The sequence below is a fragment of the Hymenobacter duratus genome (assembly GCF_014698995.1).
GTDB classification, from domain to species: Bacteria; Bacteroidota; Bacteroidia; order Cytophagales; family Hymenobacteraceae; genus Hymenobacter; species Hymenobacter duratus.
On record NZ_JACWZZ010000003.1, the window covers coordinates 494,071 to 511,443 of the forward strand.

Consider the following 17,373-nt stretch of genomic DNA (forward strand, 5'->3'; position numbering starts at 1 on the left):
CCGCCGGCCTCTTTTCACCACTCGTGCCAGCATTACGGAAGCCCGGCAGACAGGCTGCTTTCCGGGCAAAGCAGAGGCAAAAGCGCCGGGTAACACCTGCACGTATCGTACAGCCCTACCGAAACTCCCATGGCAGCCTGTCGGGCATAAGCCAACCAATAGTGCGTGTTACCTGTTAGAGAACCAATGCTCGCCATCACCTCCCTTCTGAATGCCCAGAGCGCGGAGCGTATCAACCGCCTCATCAAAAGCCTGGAAACCGAGTTTGGGCTCGACGATGTGCAGGCTACCCCCGATCCGCACATCACCTACCAACTGGCCGGCGTGCGCAAGCTCTCCGCCCTGAAACAGGTGCTGCGCGATGTGGCCCACTCTACGCGGCCCTTTGTGGCGCATACTACCGGCCTGGGCGTGTTTCCAGGGCCCAATCCGGTTATCTACATTCCGGTACTGCGCTCCGACGACCTCAACCAGCTGCACCACCGCATTCTGCAGGTTACGGTGCCGCTGTGCCTGCGTACCGACAAATTCAGCGGGCCCGACTGCTGGCTGCCGCATATTTCCCTGGCCCTGCACGACACCACGCCGGAGCTGTTGGGCCCCGTGATGCAATACCTCAACCAGCATACCTTCAACCTGAAGCTGACCATCAACAACATCGCCATTCTGCGGCAGGAAGGCGAGCTGTTTGTGCAGGAAAAGCGCTTTGCGTTTGAAGGACACAAGCACGATTTGGTGCCCACGCTGTTTGAGAGGCCCGCACCGCCGCAGGGAAATCCGGAGCTTTCCTGCGAGGCCTAATCGGCCGGCACTGCAATTTTTCGCACGGTGGCGCGGCATTTCCGCCGTTGCCGCCGACCTTTACCGCTCACCTCTCCACCTCACCTACTGATTTCTGCTTATGTACTCAACCGTACTGCTGCTACACTCCTGGACGCGCTGGCTCGTCCTCGTTTTCGGTTTGATTGCCATTTTCCGGGCCTTTTCGGGCTGGCAGGGCCGCAAACCCTTTGTGGGTGCCGACAATGGCATGGGCGCTGCTTTCGTAGGCTCTATGCACCTGCAGCTGCTGCTCGGTCTGATTCTGTATTTCGGCCTGAGCCCGTTCGGAATGAAGGCCTTTGAAACAGCCGGCGGCGCCGTGATGAAAGACCCAACAGGCCGTTTTTGGGGCGTCGAGCATCTGGTGGGCATGCTGCTGGCCGTAGTAGCCGCGCAAGTCGGCCGCACGCTGTCCAAGAAGACCATTGACCCCGTCCTCAAGCACAAAAAAGCCTTCACCTGGTTTCTGATTGCGCTGCTGCTGGTGCTGGTGATGATTCCGTGGGGAATCTGGAATCCGGAGCGCCCTGCGTTCCGCCTCTAGGCACTACGAGTTAGCCCTAATAAAAAAGCCCCCTGAAATCATTCAGGGGGCTTTTTTATTAGGGCTAACTCGTAGCTTACAGGAACATGCCGCCCGAAGCCTCCAGACGCTGAGCGTTGATCCAGCGCGCTTCTTCGGTGCAGAGGAAGGCTACCACCGGCCCAATATCATCGGGCAGGCCCACGCGGCCCAGCGCCGTGACGCTGGCCAGGTGCTCGTTGATCTGCTCATCGTCGCGGACCCGGCCACCCCCGAAGTCGGTTTCAATGGCGCCCGGCGCTACAATATTTACGGCGATACCACGGCTTCCTAGCTCCTTCGCCTGGTAGCGGGTCAGTACCTCCATAGCCCCTTTCATGCTGGCATAAGCCGAGGAGCCAGGGTTGGCGAACCGCGCCAGACCTGACGAGATATTAATAATGCGGCCTCCGTCGTTGAGCAGCGGCAACGCCTTTTGAGTCAGGAAGAAAGGCCCTTTGAAGTGAATATTCAGCATTTCATCGAACTGCTGCTCCGTGGTTTCGGCATAAGGGGCATAGAGCCCGGTACCGGCGTTGTTGATGAGAAAATCGAACCGGCTGGTGCCGAAGATGTCGTTCAGCGTAGTCTTTACTTGCTCCAGAAAACCGTCGAAGCTGCTCACGTTGGAAGCATCGAGCTGCAGGGCGGCGGCTTTGCGGCCCAAGGCCTGTAATTCGGCCACTACCGCTTCGGCTTCATCCTTTTTGCTGTGGTAGGTCAGCATGATATCGAGGCCTTTCTGGGCCAGGTGCTGGGCCATGTTTTTGCCGAGGCCGCGGCTGCCGCCCGTTACCAGGGCTATTTTGGTGGTACTCATAAGAAATCTTAGGTTACGTGATACCGCAAAGTTCCAGAGAATGAGCCGCTGTTTTCTGGTGAGTAGTTCAGATTAAATGGTGACAGGTTCCGGTGTTTCTCTTTGTTATATCTTACCCATCCAAATTGTGACGACTTTCCAACTTTTATATGACCAAATTTCCTGATGCAATAGATAGCTCCAAGATTGGAACTTACCCCGCTGGTGTATGGTCAGGAGGAGGACATTTTTATGATGAGGTGTTGGAATACAGAGTATGGGTATACTCAGATGACGACGGAGAATATTTTTGTCCTTTCGAAAATTATAAAAGCGCCTTGCGCTTCTCGAAAAAGACAATTGGAGCCAAAGATCCTGACGTGCTGATTTTGCAGAGAGAATATGTGGATGAACCACAAGAAGGAGTGTTCGTAAAAATCACGTCAGAGAGAGTTGCAGAATGGAGACCAGAATGGCTTCAAAACAGCAAAAGAGAAAAAGGCAGCATTGACCGATTCATTGCTGAGCAAAACAGAAAAAATGGCTGAGTCAGCAGTTCTGTAAACAAGCCTCAAACTGCTTCGGCCCGCTAAGCCGCCCACAGCTTTTCCCGGTATTGCTTGGGCGTGACGCCTACGAAGCGTTTGAAGAACTTCGTGAAGTTGGAGGGGTCGTAGGTGAGGCGGGCCGCTACCTCGGCAGCTGTCAGGCGCGGGTCGGCCAGCAACTCCTTGGCTGCGGCCACCAGTCTGCGCTCAAAAATGGCGCAGGGCGCCTCGCCGGTAGTGAGCTTCAGCGTGTTGCTAAGGTGCGTAGGATGAATGCAGAGCTGACCGGCAAAATCTCTGATTTCCAGCGCTTCCGTAGCGTAGCCGGCCAGCAAGTCGTCGACGTGGGCATGCACGAGGCGAGTGAAATCAGCCGTTATTTCGTGCTGGCGCGCCAGAATCTTTTTCGGGATGGGTGTCGTTGCCATGATTTTCTAAATCCAGTGGGCCTGCGTCTTGTTTGTGCCCTGAACAGTGCGAGGTAACTACCGCCGGTAGCTAGCCCGTAGATACTTTGGTTACCCAAATTGGTTTTGCCCTCTTTCCGGCGCAGCAGCACAATTACGGGGGCTTTCTGGAAAAACGAAAAGCCCTGCCCACCCGGTTGTGGGTCTCTGCAATTCGTAATCCGAAGATTTACTGCCTTTTTTGCAGTTCCGTATCAGTTGGAGCCGCTACTGCAACGTGGCCCTCAACAGCTCGTGCGGGCCTTGTTGGTATTTCCTGTTTCATTGGCGGCAGCCTCGTCTGCGCCACTTTTAGCTCTTCTGCTTTTGCGCACAGCTCCTCTCCTCGTTCTGCTTTTCCTGATGTGTCTGGGCGCTTTCGGCCAGAGCAAAGTCCGCAAAGTGGTGGCCCGGCGCGGCGACGGAGTGCAGACACTGCTGCGCCGGTACGGCCTGAATTCCAGCCAGCAACAGCAGAAATTCAAGGAGCTGAACAAAGCGGCGCTGGGCCCTGGTGGCGGCCTGTTGGCGGGCCGTAGCTACCTGCTGCCGCCCGCTGTTTCAGCGGCTTCTCGCCTCAAAGCCACCAATCCTACGTCGCATGGCCAAAGCACTACGCCCCTGCTCACCGCCAACCTGTTCGGCCCCAGGTACAGCCCCGTCCCTATCCGCGACAGGGCGCTGCGGGGGGCAGTGTATTATCTCTCGGCGGGCCACGGCGGCCCCGATCCGGGGGCCATTGGGCAGTATGGCTCCTATAAGCTGGCCGAAGACGAATATGCCTACGACGTAACCGTGCGCCTGGCCCGCGCGCTCATGGAGCACGGCGCTACAGTATACGTGATGGTGCAGGACCCCAACGACGGCATCCGCGACCTGGCCGTGCTGCCCATCGACTACGACGAGGTGACGTATCCGCGCCAGAAGATTCCGCTGAGCCAGCTGGGCCGCCTGCGCCAGCGCATTGCGCAGGTAAACAAGCTCCATGCCCGCCACAAAGGTGCCTACCAGCGGCTGCTGGCCCTGCACGTAGACAGCCGCAGCGCGGGCCAGAACATCGACGTGTTTTTCTATCACCACGCCAATAGCCAGGCTGGCCTGCGGCTGGCCAAAAACATCCATAAGGTGTTTACCAACCGCTACAAGCGCGCCCAGCCCAACCGCCCCTACTCCGGCAACGTGTCGGTGCGCAGCAGCCTGTATGAGGTGCGGACCAGCCACGCGCCGGCCGTGTTCATGGAGCTGGGCAACATCCGCAACCAGAAAGACCAGCGCCGTTTTGTGGTGCCCGATAACCGCCAGGCTTTGGCCAACTGGATTTGCGAAGGCCTGATTGCCGACTATACAGTGAGGTGATGGAGTAATGGGGTGAAAGGTGAAAGGTGAAAGGTAAGTGGTCTTGTCTACCTGTCACTTCCTCACCTCATCACCATTCACCCCATTACTTCCTCACGGATTCATCAGCAGGAAAAGCAGATTGTGGTAGAGTATGCCCTGCTCCCCGTCGTAGATGCCGTCGAGGCCGGCGTCTTCCATCAGCGCCTCCACTTCCTCATAATCCCGCAGAAAGTCGATTTCCAGCTCTTCTTCGCCGGGAACCTGCGTGTGCGCCAGGTAGCGGCGCTTCGGCTCCAGCGTAATAAACAGCTTCTGGTATTTGGTTTGCGCGATAAGCAGCGCTTCGCAGGAAGTCACTGTATCGTCGTCGGTGTGCAGATAGACCGTCGTCTTTTCGGCCTCCGTGGTGTGCTGCAGAAAGCTGTACGTGTCGATGCTCATGGCGAAGAAAGTAAGGAGGTCCGGGGCCCGAAGGTACTACGCATCCGGCAGGTCGGTGGCCCAGCCGGGGGCGCGGCAGGTAAGGCGGCGGAATGGCCCTCCCGGAGAAAAGCTACCTTCGGGGCAAATTCCATCCTTCCCACCCACCCCATTCCGTCATGACTACCCCTCACGACCATGCCTGTATCAACGGGCAGCGCCTCCACCCCGAGAGCCTGATGATGAGCTACGGCTACACGCCCGCCTGGAGCGAAGGCGCCATCAAGCCGCCCATTTTTCAGACGTCTACCTTCGTTTTCAAGAATGCGGAGGAAGGCAAAGCGTTTTTCGAGCTGGCTTACGGCCTGCGCCAGCAGGGTCCGGAGGAGGAAATGGGCCTGATTTATTCGCGCCTGAACAACCCCAGCCTCGAAATTCTGGAGCACCGCCTCTGTCTCTGGGACGAGGCCGAGGAGGCCGCCAGCTTCGCTTCGGGCATGGCCGCCATCAGCACCACCCTGCTGGCCCTGCTGCAACCCGGCGACGTGGTGCTGCACTCCGAGCCCGTGTACGGCGGCTCCGACTTCTTCCTGAAGAACGTGCTCCGCAAGTTTGGCATTGAGGCCCAGGGCTTCCTGCCCACCGCCACGCCCGCGGAGCTAGAAGCCCAGGCTGCCGCCATTGCGCCCGGCCGCCTGGCCATGATATTCGTGGAAACACCCGCCAACCCCACCAACCATCTCGTAGATCTGGAAGCCTGCGCCGCCCTAGCCCGCCAGTACGGTACGCCCGAAAAGCCGGTGCGCTTTGTGGTCGATAATACCTTCCTGGGGCCTGTATTTCAGCACCCGCTCAAGCACGGCGCCGATGTGGTGCTGTATTCAGCCACTAAGTTTCTGGGCGGCCACTCCGACCTGATTGCGGGAGCTGCACTCAGCAACCGCGCGCTGATGAAGGAAATCAAGGGCATGCGCACCTTCATGGGCACTATGTGCGACCCCAATACGGGCTGGATGCTGATGCGCAGCCTTGAAACCCTGAAGCTGCGCATGGAGCGCGCCGCCGCCTCGGCCCAGGTTATTGCCGACTGGCTGCGGGCGCATCCGCTGGTGGAGCGCACCTACTACCTCACGCATCTGGAGCACTGCCCGGTGCAGCAGGACATTTACCGCCGCCACTGCCTCTCGCCCGGCTCCATGATTTCGTTCGATATCCGGGGTGGCGAGGCCGAAGCATTCCGCTTCCTCAACGCGCTACGTCTCATCAAGCTGGCCGTGAGCCTGGGCGGCACCGAAAGCCTAGCCGAGCACCCCGCCACCATGACCCACTCCGACATTACCGTTGCCGACCAGCTGGAAATGGGTATTACCGCCCAGATGATTCGCCTGAGCATCGGGGTGGAAGACCCGCAGGACCTGATGCTGGACCTCAGCCAGGCCTTTGAGGCCGTGGGCATGCCGAAAGAAGTACGCGTGGCGGAGCTGGCGTAGCGGCTTACGTGCAGTGGCCCCGCCAGCCGGGTGCCGGAGTGCGCTTCTGAAGGTATCCTGACAGCATTCAAAATCCCACCACTGAGGTCAGTGGCGGGATTTTGTTTTTTTAAACTACCCCGAACCCCTACTTGGAAACTCAAGCCAAAGCATATAAATATCAATATATTTTAGACTCTGCTATTTCTCTTGCGTATGCGGCTGTATTCTCATCCTTTTACTCCCAAAGACCATGAGCCAGAGCCTATTAGAGCTCGTCCAGCACTATTTCAGCGGCGACACCATGCACCAGACCAGCACCGCGCTGGGCGAGAACGAAAGCAACATTGGGACGGCGCTGCGCAGCATCATTCCCCTGGTGCTGGGTGGAGTGCTTGCTCGCTCGCATCAGCCCGGTGGCTCAGCTGAGCTGTTTGGGCTGGCCAACCAGGCGCATAGCAACGGAATCCTGGGCAATCTAAGTAGTTTGCTGGGCGGCCTGAACGTCAACAGCTCGGCACCCGCCACGGATGGCGGCTTGCTGAACAAGGGGGCCGAAATGCTGCGGTCCGTGTTTGGTTCGCACTACACTACCGCTGTAGAGGGCGTAAGCCAGCAGGCCGGGGTGCGCACTTCCACCACCAGCAGCCTGATGAATATGGCGGTGCCGGTAGTGCTGGGCCTGCTGGGCAAGCACACAGCCGAAAACCACCTCGATGCCAACGGCTTCGGCAGCTACCTCAACAGTCAGAAGGGCAACATTACGGGAGCACTGAGCAGCCTGCCGGGCGGTCTGGGCACCGTGCTTGCCGGCCTGGGCCTGGGAGCCACGGGGATGAGCAATGCGGCCAGTGCTACCGCCCACAATGTTGGTAGCACCGTTTCGGCAGCGGCAAACCGCACCGGCGACGCGGTCCGCCACACGGCCCGCGACGTGGAAACGGCGGCGGCTACCCCGAGCCGGTGGCCGTGGCTGCTGCTGCTGCTTGCTGTATTGGCGGCTCTCTTCTACTTCATGCGTGGCTGCAACAAGGAGCCGGAAACTGCTACCTCAACAACCACCGAAACCACCATGACAGACACCACCACGTCTGTGGCTGCTGCGCCAGCTCCGGCTGCCGTTACCGGCCGCTACGACGAGGCCAGTGGCAACTACATCTACGATACGGGCGTCAACGCCGACATCACGCTGCCCGATGGCACGGTCCTGAACGTGGGCAGCAACTCGTTTGAGTCGCGCCTGTTCAACTTCCTGAACGATGCCAGCCAGACAGTCAGCGACGACAAGACGCAGGGCTGGATGAGCCTCGACCGGGTGTATTTCAATACCGGCAAGTCTACGCTGACGGCGGAGTCGCAGGCCCAGCTGAAGAACCTGGCCGCTATTCTGAAGGCCTTCCCGAATGCAGCCGTGAAGCTGGGCGGCTACACCGATAACAAAGGTGCCGCCGACATGAACCTGACCCTCAGCGCCGACCGCGCCAACGCCGCCCGCAAGGCGGTGCTGGACAGCGGTATCGATGCCGGCCGCGTGGCGGCCGAAGGCTACGGCCAGGAGCACCCCATTGCCACCAACGACACGCCCGAAGGCCGCGCCCAGAACCGCCGCGTGGATGTGCGCGTGACCAAAAAGTAAGTTTCATCACCCCCCCGCAAAAGCCCGCCGCTGAATCCAGCGGCGGGCTTTTTTGCTTGCTATAGTTAGAATAAGTGCCTTTATTTCAAAAATATTCACTCTGGCCTATATGGAAGCTCCGCTTACTTCATCCCCTACCCTCGGCCCCAGGTCGGCCCGCCCGGTACACGGTACGGACTCACGTACTGCTTCAGAGCACAGCCCGGCGGCCTGCCTGAACTGCGGTACACTGGTGCCCGAGCGGTTCTGCAGCCACTGCGGACAGGATGCCCACCACACGCACCGCCTGACGATGGCGGACATGCTACACGACATTCCGCACAGTATATGGCACGTAGATAAGGGCATTATTTACTCATTGCGCACCATCATCAGCCGGCCAGGTACTACCATTCGGGCTTACCTGGCGGGGCAGCGCGTCAACCACTTCCGGCCCTTATCACTGCTGCTAATCGTGACGGGTACTTTTGCCTTTATCTCCTCTATACTTCACATCGACATGATGCCGCCCCGCGACCCTGCCGTGCCGGAGGAGGTGTACCAGATGCAGAAATCAGGAGTGCAATTTATGGCCAAGTACATGAGCTGGATATACGTAGCGCTGGTACCGTCCATTGCCGGGTTTGCACGACTGTTTCTGCGCCGTGGCGGCTACAACTACGCCGAGTGCCTGGTTATTGCGGCCTTCATCACGGCCATTTGCAACGCCCTGACGCTATTCTCGCTGCCTGTAGTGTATCTGTACTCCGGTACTCCCCACATCCAGATGATTACCTTCGCCATCAGCGCGCTGTCGATTGGTTTCGCCACCTGGGCCTACAGCACGCTGCTGGTGCACACTGGCCTAAGCCTGGCGGGGCGCCTGATTCGTGGCTTCTTTCCGTTTGTGCTCGGCATTTACGTGCCGATCATCCTGGGAATTGTACTCATGACGGTGGTGAAGTCAAGCACTGCCAAGCAAGGCGCAGAGCAGCCGCCCCAGGTTAAGTCAGCACCCAAGCCAGCACCGGCTTCTGATCAGCAGTAATCTGTCGCTTCGCCTCACAAATCAAAAAGCCCCGTCGCTGATTCAGCGACGGGGCTTTTCGTTAAGCAGTGTTCGGCAATTACTGCCCCAGCACCATGGCAAAAATCAGCGGGGCCACGATGGTAGCGTCCGACTCGATGATGTACTTGGGCGTGTCCTGGCCCAGCTTGCCCCAGGTGATTTTCTCGTTGGGCACGGCGCCGGAGTAGCTGCCGTAGCTGGTGGTGGAGTCCGAAATCTGGCAGAAGTAGCCCCACAGCGGCACGCTGGTGCGGCCCAGGTCCTGGTGCAGCATGGGTACTACGCAGATGGGGAAGTCGCCGGCAATGCCGCCGCCAATCTGGAAGAAGCCCACTTTGCTGGCCTCCGTGGCCTGCTCGGTGTACCAGCCGGCCAGGTAAATCATGTACTCGATGCCGGTGCGCACGGTGTGCACGTTCTTGATGTCGCCGCTGATGACGTGGCCGGCGAAGATGTTGCCCAGCGTGGAGTCTTCCCAGCCGGGGCAGATGATGGGCAGGTTTTTCTCGGCGGCGGCCAGCATCCAGCTGTCCTTGGGGTCAATCTGATAGTACTGCTCCAGCTCGCCCGACTTCAGGATCTGGTAGAAGAACTCGTGGGGGAAGTACTGCTCGCCGGCCTTGTCGGCCTTTTCCCAGAACTTCAGTACCGAGTGCTCCAGGCGGCGCATGGCTTCTTCCTCGGGAATGCAGGTGTCCGTTACGCGGTTCATGTGGCGCTCCAGCAAAGCCTGCTCGTCGGCGGGCGTCAGGTCGCGGTAGTTGGGCACCCGCTCGTAGAAGTCGTGGGCCACCAGGTTGAAGATGTCCTCCTCCAGGTTGGCACCCGTGCAGCTGATGATCTGCACCTTGTCCTGCCGAATCAGCTCGGCCAACTGGATGCCCATTTCGGCGGTGCTCATGGCGCCGGCCAGGGTAATCATCATCTTGCCACCATCGGCGAGGTGCTTGTTGTAGCCTTCGGCGGCATCAATCAGGGCAGCGGCGTTGAAGTGGCGGTAGTGGTGCTTGAGGAAGTTGGTGATTTGCATGGGTTAGGTGGTTTATGTTGTTTCTATTGGCCGTCATGCTGAGCTTGCCGAAGCATGTCTACCACAATGCTATCTAGTTACTTTGGCGGTAGAGATGCTTCGGCAAGCTCAGCATGACGTTCTTTTCTTGCCTTCTGACAACCTATACCGGCTGCTCAATCATCAGGTTGTGATTGGTGTAGATGCAGATGTCGGCGGCAATGTGCAGGGCTTCTTCCACCATCTGGCGGGCCGTGAGGTGGGGCGCGTGCTTCTTGAGGGCCAGCGCGGCAGCTTGGGCGTACATGGCGCCCGAGCCAATGGCAGCCACGTCAGAGTCGGGCTCCAGCACGTCGCCGGTGCCGGCAATGATGAGCAGCTCATCCTTGTCGCAGACCACCATCATGGCTTCGAGCTTGCGCAGGTACTGGTCTTTGCGCCACTCCTTGGCCAGCTCAATGGCGGCGCGGCGCAATTGCCCGCCATAGCCATTGAGCTTCTCCTCAAACTTGTCGAGCAGCATGAAGGCATCGGCCGTGGAGCCGGCGAAGCCGGTTACGACCTTGCCGTCCTGCAGCTTGCGGACCTTGCGCACGTTGCTCTTGGCTACGTGCTTGTCCATGGTAGCCTGGCCATCGGCACCGAGGGCAATTTCGCCGTTGTGGCGTACGCCAAGCACAGTAGTCGAACGGATTCTCATATCGGGCGGGATTAAAAAATTGTCATCCTGAGCGGAGCGAAGGACTTTACCGCGGGGCGCGGGCCGAACGGCAAACCGCTCTGGCGTGGTAAGGTCCTTCGCTCCGCTCAGGATGACGGGCTTTCTCGTTACTTTATACTCAAATCAGCATGCGCATGGGGTCTTCCAGCAGGCTCTTCAGCGTCTGGAGGAAGGCCGCGCCGGTGGCGCCGTCTACTACGCGGTGGTCGCAGGAGAGGGTTACTTTCATCACGTTGCCGATAGCCAGCTCTCCGTCCTTTACCACGGCCGTCTGCTTGATGCCGCCCACGGCCAGGATGCAGGCATCCGGCGGGTTGATGATGGCCGTGAATTCCTCAATGCCAAACATACCCAGGTTGGAGATGGTGAAGGTGCTTCCCTCCCACTCGGCGGGCTGCAGCTTCTTGCTCTTGGCCTTGCCGGCCAGTTCCTTTACCTCCGTTGCAATAGTGGAAAGGCCTTTGCCATCGGCGTTGCGCACTACGGGTACCAGCAGGCCTTCGTCCACGGCCACGGCCACCCCGATGTTCACCACCTTGTTCTGGCGGATTTTGTCGCCGAGCCACGACGAGTTGACAGCCGGATGCTGCTTCAGCGCCACGGCCGCTGCCTTAATTACCAGGTCGTTGAAGCTGAGCTTCACCGGCGACAGGGTGTTGAGCTGCGTGCGAACCTCCATGGCGCGGTCCATGAAGATTTCCATCGTCAGATAGAAATGCGGGGCCGTAAAGAGGCTTTCCGACAGACGACGGGCAATAACCTTGCGCATCTGCGACACGGGCGTGTCGGTGTAGGTGCCTTCGGCGGCGGCTGGTGCGGGGGCGGCAGCCGGAGCTGGCGCAGCTTCCGTCTTGGGTGCTTCAGCAGCAGCAGCCGGGGCCGCAACCGGAGCAGCGGCTGGTTGAGCGACAGGAGCTGCCGCAGGCTGGGCCGTTTCCAGGTCGCGGGACACAATACGACCGTTTTCGCCGGAGCCTTTCACGTTGCTCAGGTCGATGCCTTTGTCTTTGGCAATGCTTTTGGCCAGCGGCGAGGCAAGGATGCGGGTACCAGCCGGAGCCGGTGCAACCACCGTAGCCGCGGCGGCAGGAGCCACTGCCGCAGGTGCCGGAGCAGGGGCCGCAGCAGCTGGAGCAGGTGAAGGCGCAGCTTCAGCGGGAGCCGCTGCTGGCGCGGGGGCCTCGGCCGCCGCCGGTGCGGCGCTGCCGCCCGACTGGCCACCCAAAAGTGCCTGCACGTCGGCGCCCTCTTCCCCGATAATGGCCAGGATGCCGTCTACCACCACCGACTCCCCGTCTTTAGGGCCGATGTAGAGCAGCGTACCATCTTCGTAATTTTCCAGTTCCATCGTGGCTTTGTCGGTTTCGACTTCAGCCAGCACGTCGCCGGATTTTACTTTGTCGCCTACTTTCTTGAGCCAGGAGGCAATAGTGCCTTCCGTCATCGTGTCGCTCATTTTAGGCATCCGGATGACGGTGGCTTTTTTGCCATTGCCGGCAGCAGGCGCAGCCGGTGCGGCAGGCGCAGCGGCCGGAGCCGGAGTTTCAGCTTTCGGCTCTTCGGCTTTCGGTTCCTCGGCTTTGGATTCTTCAGCTTTAGGTGCTTCCGGAGCTGGCGCGGCCGGTGCTGGGGCAGCTGCCGGCGCGGCACCTGCGCCGCTGAGCAGGGCAGAAATATCTTCGCCTTCCTGGCCTACAATGGCCAGTACGCCATCCACGGGCACGGCATCACCTTCTTTCGGACCGATATGAAGCAAGGTGCCGTCCTCGTAGTTTTCGAGTTCCATCGTGGCTTTGTCGGTTTCGACTTCAGCCAGAATGTCCCCGGACTTCACTTTGTCGCCTACTTTTTTGAGCCACGAAGCAATGACCCCCTCGGTCATCGTGTCGCTCATTTTGGGCATTTTTATGATTTCGGCCATCTGCGTCTGCGGTTGAATTGAATGGGGTCAAAATTAGCCCGAAAATCCGGGGGTGCAAACGAAACTCTGCGTTCCGGAAAGACCTTTGACTAAGCGAATTTTCGCCTTTATGGGTTCAAACTGCTTTTCTGCGGGCTGCCCGGCCAGCAAAGCCTGCTTACTTCGGTTCGGGTTGGGGCCAGTTCTGGAGCCGCGGCAAGCTCTTTCAGCCGGCAGCCAGACTACCTGCTACGGGTTCGGTTCCTGCAGGTGGGCTACGTCCAGAAAACTGCTCACCGTGAACATCCCGCCCGAATAATGCAGCCGATACAGGCACAGGTTGCGGTGCTCAAACGAATCCATGTGGTGCAGCGGGTAGTTGAGCAGCTGGCAGAGCAGCACCCGCATGGCGCGGCCGTGCATGCACACCAATACGGTTTCTTCTTCGGGCCGCGCTTTCAGCAGCTCAATAAACGGGCGCTGGCGGGCAGCTACTTCGTCGGGACTCTCGCCGCCAGTAAGGCGGGCGTGGGTCTGGCCGGCGCCCCACTGGTCCAGCACGCCCTGGTACTCGGCGTCTTCTTCGGGCGTGATGCGCGTTCCTTCACGCACGCCCCAGCTAATTTCGTTCAGGGCTGTATGCTGCTCGTGGGGCAGGCCCATCTCCAGAAAGCCCTGCACCGACTCGTGGGTGCGGCGCAGCGCCGAGGTGTAGACTTTATCGAAGGGCAAATGGGCATAGGCGGCATGGAAGCGCGCGGCTTGCCGGCGGCCTGCTTCGTTCAGGCTCGAATCGACGCCGCTGCCCTGCACGATGCCGCGCACGTTGAAGTCGGTCTGGCCGTGCCGGATAAGGTATATTTTTTTGACGTTCACTTTCCCGCTAGCTTTGCTGGTTTGGGGGCAAAAGTAGTTTTACACTCCCAGAATCCCTGATTCGACATCTTTTTCTCTGCCAATGGATACGGAACGCCTTTCTCCTGATCTGGCCCAGCTCAATGCTTGGTGCCGCAACACGCTGGGCGAGCACCTGGGCATAGAGCTGACGGAAGTAGGTGACCGGACCCTGACCGGCCGCATGCCCGTCGACCACCGCACCCACCAGCCCATGGGCCTGCTGCACGGCGGCGCCTCAGTGGCCTTGGCCGAAACCCTGGGCAGCATCGGAGCTCAACTGCAGGTGGATGTACGGAAGAAGGCCTGTGTGGGGCTGGAAATCAACGCCAACCATCTTAAAGGCGTGCATTCGGGCTACGTGGTGGGCCGCGCCACGGCGCTGCACGTGGGCCGCAGCACGCAGGTGTGGGAAATCCGGATTACGCACGAGGAAACGGGCGTGCTGGTCTGCGTGAGCCGCATTACCATGGCCGTTATCGACTTGCCGCCCGCCGCGCAGCCTCAGGCATGAGACGCCACCTGACCTGGCCCGGCCCGGCCGCTGCGCCGGAGCGGCTGCGGCAGCTGGTGGCGTTTGCGCTGCAGCACAAGCTGCCCGTGGCCCTGTGGCGCCTGCCGAACACCGAAGCAGTGCAGCTGTGCCTAAGCTTTTCGGCGGAAGCCGCGCTTACCGGCCTGACGCCGGCCCTGGAGCCTACTGCGCCGGCCGGTTTCGCCTTCTTCCCCTTCCGCGACACCGACCACAACCCCGCACTTTTCCTGCCGGCTGACGCGGTGTTTGATACGGAGCACCCGGAGCTGCTGCAGGTGAACGAGGCGGCGGAAGGAGCAGCTACGCTGGCGCACGCGCTGCTGGAGTGGCTCAACTCTTCCGCTGAGCAGCCCGCCCCGGCCCTTTCCTGGCATGTCAGTCCGCAGCCGGTGCCGCACATGGCGCCGCCGGAAGAGTACGCGGCGCTGGTGCGGCGCAGCGTGGAGGCCATAGAAAACGGTGAAGTGCTGAAAGTGGTAAGCAGCCGGGCCGCCAGCCAGCCGCTGCCGCCTCACTTCGATGCCCTGAACGCCTTCCTGGAGCTGACCCGCCGCTACCCTACCGCCTTCTGCTCTCTGGTGAGTGCACCCGGCGCCGGTACGTGGCTGGGCGCTACCCCCGAAATACTGGCCCAGGTAACGCAGGACGGCAAATTCTGCACGATGGCGCTGGCCGGCACCCAGCCGCTGCAACAGGGCCACAAACCCAGTGAAGCCATCTGGCGGCAGAAGGAAATTGAGGAGCAGGCGCTGGTGGCGCGCTACGTGGTGAGCTGCTTCAAGCAGCTGCGCCTGCGCGACTACCAGGAAACCGGCCCGCGCACGGTAGCAGCCGGCGAAGTGCTGCACCTGCGCACCGATTTCATGGTGGACCTGCGCAAGGTGCCGTTTCCCACGCTCGGCACCGATATGCTGCGGCTCCTGCATCCGACGTCCGCCGTGGGTGGTATGCCCCGGCAGGCAGCCCTGGACTTTATCGAGAAGCACGAAGGCTACGACCGGGCGTATTACAGCGGCTTTCTGGGCCCTGTAAACCTGCCGCAGCCCGGCGCGGCCCACCTTTTCGTGAATCTGCGGTGCTTCCAGCTGCGCCCTACCGAGGCCATTCTCTACGCCGGCACCGGCCTCACCATCGATTCCGACCCCGCCCGCGAGTGGCGGGAAACCGAGCTGAAGCTGCGCACGGCCGGGGCCATTCTGCATGAGTAGCTGAGTCTGCTGCCAAATACTGCCGTATGGGCTGAACAGGCAGTTACTTTTTTTCCTCCCGCCGGTTATCTGTTCCTATGTCGCTGCAAGCAATCCACAACATTCCCAAAATCTGCGCCCAGCTGGGCATTACGGACGTGGTGCTTTCGCCCGGCTCCCGGTGTGCACCCCTCACCATTGCCTTTGCGCGCCACCCCGGCATACAGGTGCGCACGGTGCCGGACGAGCGGGCGGCGGCTTTCATTGGGCTGGGACTGGCGCAGGCGCAGCGGCGGGCCGTGGCGCTGGTGTGCACTTCCGGCACGGCGGGCCTGAACTACGCGCCGGCCGTAGCCGAAGCCTATTTCCAGCAGATTCCGCTGGTGATATTCACCGCCGACCGTCCCCCGGAGTGGGTTGATCAGCTCGATGGCCAGACCATCCGGCAGGCCGACCTGTACGGCGCCCACGCCAAAGGTTCGTTCCAGTTTCCGGCCGACACGTCCCATACAGATGCGCAGTGGCATGCCGGGCGCATCGTGTCGGAGGCTATAGGGCTGGCCGAGCAGTTTCCGGCCGGGCCGGTACAAATCAACGTGCCGCTGCGGGAGCCTTTCTACCCCAAGCCCGGCGAGGAGCTGCGGTTTGAGGCTGTGAAGGTGACGCGCGAGCTGCCCGGTCGGCCGCAGCTACCAGCCACCGTGCTGGCCGAGCTGCGCGACGCCATCCGGAGTACTAGCCGCGTGCTGCTGGTAGCGGGTCAGCACCCGGCCGATACGGAGTTGCTGCTGGCTTTGCACCGCTTTGCCGCCGCCTTCCAGGTGCCGGTCGTGGGCGACCTGATTGCCAACCTGCACCTGCCCGCCGCGCCCGACTACGACCAACGCCTGCGCCCGTTAGGCCGCCAGGACGTGTTTATGGCGGTGCCCGAGCCGGGCCTGAAAGAAGCCCTGAAGCCGGAACTGCTTATTACTTTCGGTCAGTCGCTTATTTCCAAAGCCCTCAAGCTGTATCTGCGCGGCGCCCGCCCGGCTCAGCACTGGCATATCCAGCCGGCCGGCCCCGTAGCCGACACATTCCAGTCGCTCACGAAAGTGGTGCGCATGGAGCCAATGGACTTTTTTGCGGCGCTGACAGATACTTCTGGTACAGCGGATAGTATGGGAGCCTCCGAAGGTTTAGGTTCGATTTCTGGCGCGGCCACCGCTCCCACAGGCTCGATTCCAATCATTACCACACCCAACCACACGGCCGCGCAGGACGCCACGCGCGTAGCCCGGCCGCCTGCGCCGGCCGGAACGCTGCGGCTGGTATGGCCCGGCAGCGGCGGGCAGCTCAATGACACTGAGGCTTTGGCCAAAGCGGCTTACCTCAAGCCTTGGCTGGCGGCCGAGAACTGGGCCACCGGATTTCTGCAGGACTTCATGCGGCAGCCACAGCAGCCCTTCAACGAGTTTACTGCCATCTACCACGCCCTGCAGCAGCTCCCCGACCGCACGGCGCTGCACCTGGCCAACAGCATGGCTGTGCGCTACGCCAACATTCTGGGGGTGCCGGCCGGCCGCTTCGTGGAGGTGTTTGCCAACCGCGGCACCAGCGGCATTGATGGCTGCACGAGCACGGCCGTGGGGACGGCGCTGGCCCAGCCCGGCCGGCCGGTAGTGCTGTTCACCGGCGACGTGGCATTTTTCTACGACCGGAACGCCTTCTGGCACAACTACGCCACGCCCAACCTGCGCGTGGTGCTGCTCAACAACCACGCTGGCGGCATTTTCCGCCTGATTGATGGGCCACGCCAGCAGCCGGAGCTGGAGGATTTTTTCGAGACGCGCCAGCCCCTTACGGCCGCCAACACAGCCCGTGATTTTGGGCTGCAGTACTTCGCAGTATCTACTTTTGCTGAACTAGAGTTGGCGCTACCGGTTTTCTTTGCACCCGAATCCGGCGCCAGCCTGCTCGAAATTACCACCGACAGCAAGACCAACGCCGAGTTTTTTGAACAGTACCGCGCTGCGGTGAAGTCATCTTTTGCGTAATAC

Annotated in this window: 17 protein-coding genes; 10 read left to right on the plus strand and 7 right to left on the minus strand. The window is 60.6% G+C overall.

Annotation, left to right across the window (positions count from 1 at the left end):
• Positions 1–186: 186 nt before the first annotated feature.
• Positions 187–801 carry a 2'-5' RNA ligase family protein gene (locus IC231_RS15570; RefSeq protein ID WP_190785415.1) on the plus strand — a complete coding sequence of 205 codons (615 nt, stop codon included), beginning with the start codon at positions 187–189 and terminating at the stop codon, positions 799–801.
• A gap of 100 nt (positions 802–901) precedes the next feature.
• Positions 902–1,366 (plus strand): hypothetical protein, encoded by a 465-nt coding sequence (locus tag IC231_RS15575; RefSeq protein WP_190785416.1) that lies wholly within the window; start codon positions 902–904, stop codon positions 1,364–1,366.
• Between the two features lie 76 nt (positions 1,367–1,442).
• On the opposite strand, the gene IC231_RS15580 is transcribed toward IC231_RS15575, so the two are convergent.
• Entirely contained in the window at positions 1,443–2,204 is a 762-nt protein-coding gene (locus IC231_RS15580; protein WP_190785417.1) for an SDR family NAD(P)-dependent oxidoreductase, read from the minus strand.
• 149 nt (positions 2,205–2,353) lie between these two features.
• Here IC231_RS15580 and IC231_RS15585 point away from each other — a divergent pair, with 149 nt between their 5' ends.
• Complete coding sequence (locus IC231_RS15585) at positions 2,354–2,731, plus strand: GCN5 family acetyltransferase (protein ID WP_190785418.1); 378 nt, start codon at positions 2,354–2,356, stop codon at positions 2,729–2,731.
• A gap of 41 nt (positions 2,732–2,772) precedes the next feature.
• Here the strand turns inward: IC231_RS15585 and IC231_RS15590 are convergent, their stop codons facing one another.
• Positions 2,773–3,159 carry a helix-turn-helix domain-containing protein gene (locus IC231_RS15590; RefSeq protein ID WP_190785419.1) on the minus strand — a complete coding sequence of 129 codons (387 nt, stop codon included), beginning with the start codon at positions 3,157–3,159 and terminating at the stop codon, positions 2,773–2,775.
• A gap of 345 nt (positions 3,160–3,504) precedes the next feature.
• Here IC231_RS15590 and IC231_RS15595 point away from each other — a divergent pair, with 345 nt between their 5' ends.
• Positions 3,505–4,533: an N-acetylmuramoyl-L-alanine amidase family protein gene (locus IC231_RS15595; protein WP_211539103.1), complete on the plus strand. Its 1,029-nt coding sequence runs from the start codon at positions 3,505–3,507 to the stop codon at positions 4,531–4,533.
• A gap of 93 nt (positions 4,534–4,626) precedes the next feature.
• Here IC231_RS15595 and IC231_RS15600 read toward each other — a convergent pair whose 3' ends face one another.
• Positions 4,627–4,956, minus strand: coding sequence for a hypothetical protein (locus tag IC231_RS15600; RefSeq protein ID WP_190785420.1), 330 nt, complete (start codon positions 4,954–4,956; stop codon positions 4,627–4,629).
• Between the two features lie 158 nt (positions 4,957–5,114).
• Between IC231_RS15600 and IC231_RS15605 the strand changes: the two genes are divergently transcribed.
• The 3 genes from IC231_RS15605 (at position 5,115) to IC231_RS15615 (ending at position 9,067) form a co-directional block, all read left to right on the plus strand.
• Positions 5,115–6,425, plus strand: a complete 1,311-nt coding sequence (locus IC231_RS15605) for a cystathionine gamma-synthase family protein (RefSeq protein ID WP_190785421.1) — start codon at positions 5,115–5,117, stop codon at positions 6,423–6,425.
• 232 nt (positions 6,426–6,657) lie between these two features.
• On the plus strand, positions 6,658–8,040 hold the full coding sequence (locus IC231_RS15610; protein ID WP_190785422.1) for an OmpA family protein: 1,383 nt from the start codon (positions 6,658–6,660) through the stop codon (positions 8,038–8,040).
• Positions 8,041–8,149: 109 nt separating this feature from the next.
• Positions 8,150–9,067 (plus strand): DUF3667 domain-containing protein, encoded by a 918-nt coding sequence (locus tag IC231_RS15615; protein ID WP_190785423.1) that lies wholly within the window; start codon positions 8,150–8,152, stop codon positions 9,065–9,067.
• Positions 9,068–9,146: 79 nt separating this feature from the next.
• On the opposite strand, the gene IC231_RS15620 is transcribed toward IC231_RS15615, so the two are convergent.
• The 4 genes from IC231_RS15620 to IC231_RS15635 all read right to left on the minus strand — a co-directional run bounded on the left by IC231_RS15620 (position 9,147) and on the right by IC231_RS15635 (position 13,594).
• On the minus strand, positions 9,147–10,118 hold the full coding sequence (locus tag IC231_RS15620) for a deoxyhypusine synthase family protein (protein ID WP_190785424.1): 972 nt from the start codon (positions 10,116–10,118) through the stop codon (positions 9,147–9,149).
• A 142-nt stretch (positions 10,119–10,260) separates the two neighbouring features.
• A complete protein-coding gene (gene hslV / locus IC231_RS15625; RefSeq protein ID WP_190785425.1) occupies positions 10,261–10,797 on the minus strand; it encodes an ATP-dependent protease subunit HslV in 537 nt (178 codons plus the stop codon).
• A gap of 139 nt (positions 10,798–10,936) precedes the next feature.
• Positions 10,937–12,739, minus strand: a complete 1,803-nt coding sequence (locus IC231_RS15630; RefSeq protein ID WP_190785426.1) for a pyruvate dehydrogenase complex dihydrolipoamide acetyltransferase — start codon at positions 12,737–12,739, stop codon at positions 10,937–10,939.
• A 228-nt stretch (positions 12,740–12,967) separates the two neighbouring features.
• Positions 12,968–13,594 carry a histidine phosphatase family protein gene (locus IC231_RS15635; protein WP_190785427.1) on the minus strand — a complete coding sequence of 209 codons (627 nt, stop codon included), beginning with the start codon at positions 13,592–13,594 and terminating at the stop codon, positions 12,968–12,970.
• 82 nt (positions 13,595–13,676) lie between these two features.
• On the opposite strand from IC231_RS15635, the gene IC231_RS15640 reads away from it, so the two are divergent.
• From IC231_RS15640 to menD, 3 genes are all read left to right on the plus strand, one after another.
• On the plus strand, positions 13,677–14,126 hold the full coding sequence (locus IC231_RS15640) for a hotdog fold thioesterase (protein ID WP_190785428.1): 450 nt from the start codon (positions 13,677–13,679) through the stop codon (positions 14,124–14,126).
• A complete protein-coding gene (locus IC231_RS15645) occupies positions 14,123–15,355 on the plus strand; it encodes a chorismate-binding protein (protein WP_190785429.1) in 1,233 nt (410 codons plus the stop codon). Before IC231_RS15640 ends, IC231_RS15645 begins: the two co-directional genes overlap by 4 nt.
• A 77-nt stretch (positions 15,356–15,432) precedes the next feature.
• Positions 15,433–17,370: a 2-succinyl-5-enolpyruvyl-6-hydroxy-3-cyclohexene-1-carboxylic-acid synthase gene (gene menD / locus IC231_RS15650; RefSeq protein WP_190785430.1), complete on the plus strand. Its 1,938-nt coding sequence runs from the start codon at positions 15,433–15,435 to the stop codon at positions 17,368–17,370.
• The last annotated feature ends 3 nt before the right edge of the window (positions 17,371–17,373 follow it).

Coding starts and splice junctions, on each gene's coding strand:
- IC231_RS15570 (WP_190785415.1), top strand. CDS start 187: ATGCTCGCCATCACCTCCCTTCTGAATGCCCAGAGCGCGGAGCGTATC.
- IC231_RS15575 (WP_190785416.1), top strand. CDS start 902: ATGTACTCAACCGTACTGCTGCTACACTCCTGGACGCGCTGGCTCGTC.
- IC231_RS15580 (WP_190785417.1), bottom strand. CDS start 2,204: ATGAGTACCACCAAAATAGCCCTGGTAACGGGCGGCAGCCGCGGCCTC.
- IC231_RS15585 (WP_190785418.1), top strand. CDS start 2,354: ATGACCAAATTTCCTGATGCAATAGATAGCTCCAAGATTGGAACTTAC.
- IC231_RS15590 (WP_190785419.1), bottom strand. CDS start 3,159: ATGGCAACGACACCCATCCCGAAAAAGATTCTGGCGCGCCAGCACGAA.
- IC231_RS15600 (WP_190785420.1), bottom strand. CDS start 4,956: ATGAGCATCGACACGTACAGCTTTCTGCAGCACACCACGGAGGCCGAA.
- IC231_RS15605 (WP_190785421.1), top strand. CDS start 5,115: ATGACTACCCCTCACGACCATGCCTGTATCAACGGGCAGCGCCTCCAC.
- IC231_RS15610 (WP_190785422.1), top strand. CDS start 6,658: ATGAGCCAGAGCCTATTAGAGCTCGTCCAGCACTATTTCAGCGGCGAC.
- IC231_RS15615 (WP_190785423.1), top strand. CDS start 8,150: ATGGAAGCTCCGCTTACTTCATCCCCTACCCTCGGCCCCAGGTCGGCC.
- IC231_RS15620 (WP_190785424.1), bottom strand. CDS start 10,118: ATGCAAATCACCAACTTCCTCAAGCACCACTACCGCCACTTCAACGCC.
- hslV (WP_190785425.1), bottom strand. CDS start 10,797: ATGAGAATCCGTTCGACTACTGTGCTTGGCGTACGCCACAACGGCGAA.
- IC231_RS15630 (WP_190785426.1), bottom strand. CDS start 12,739: ATGGCCGAAATCATAAAAATGCCCAAAATGAGCGACACGATGACCGAG.
- IC231_RS15640 (WP_190785428.1), top strand. CDS start 13,677: ATGGATACGGAACGCCTTTCTCCTGATCTGGCCCAGCTCAATGCTTGG.
- IC231_RS15645 (WP_190785429.1), top strand. CDS start 14,123: ATGAGACGCCACCTGACCTGGCCCGGCCCGGCCGCTGCGCCGGAGCGG.
- menD (WP_190785430.1), top strand. CDS start 15,433: ATGTCGCTGCAAGCAATCCACAACATTCCCAAAATCTGCGCCCAGCTG.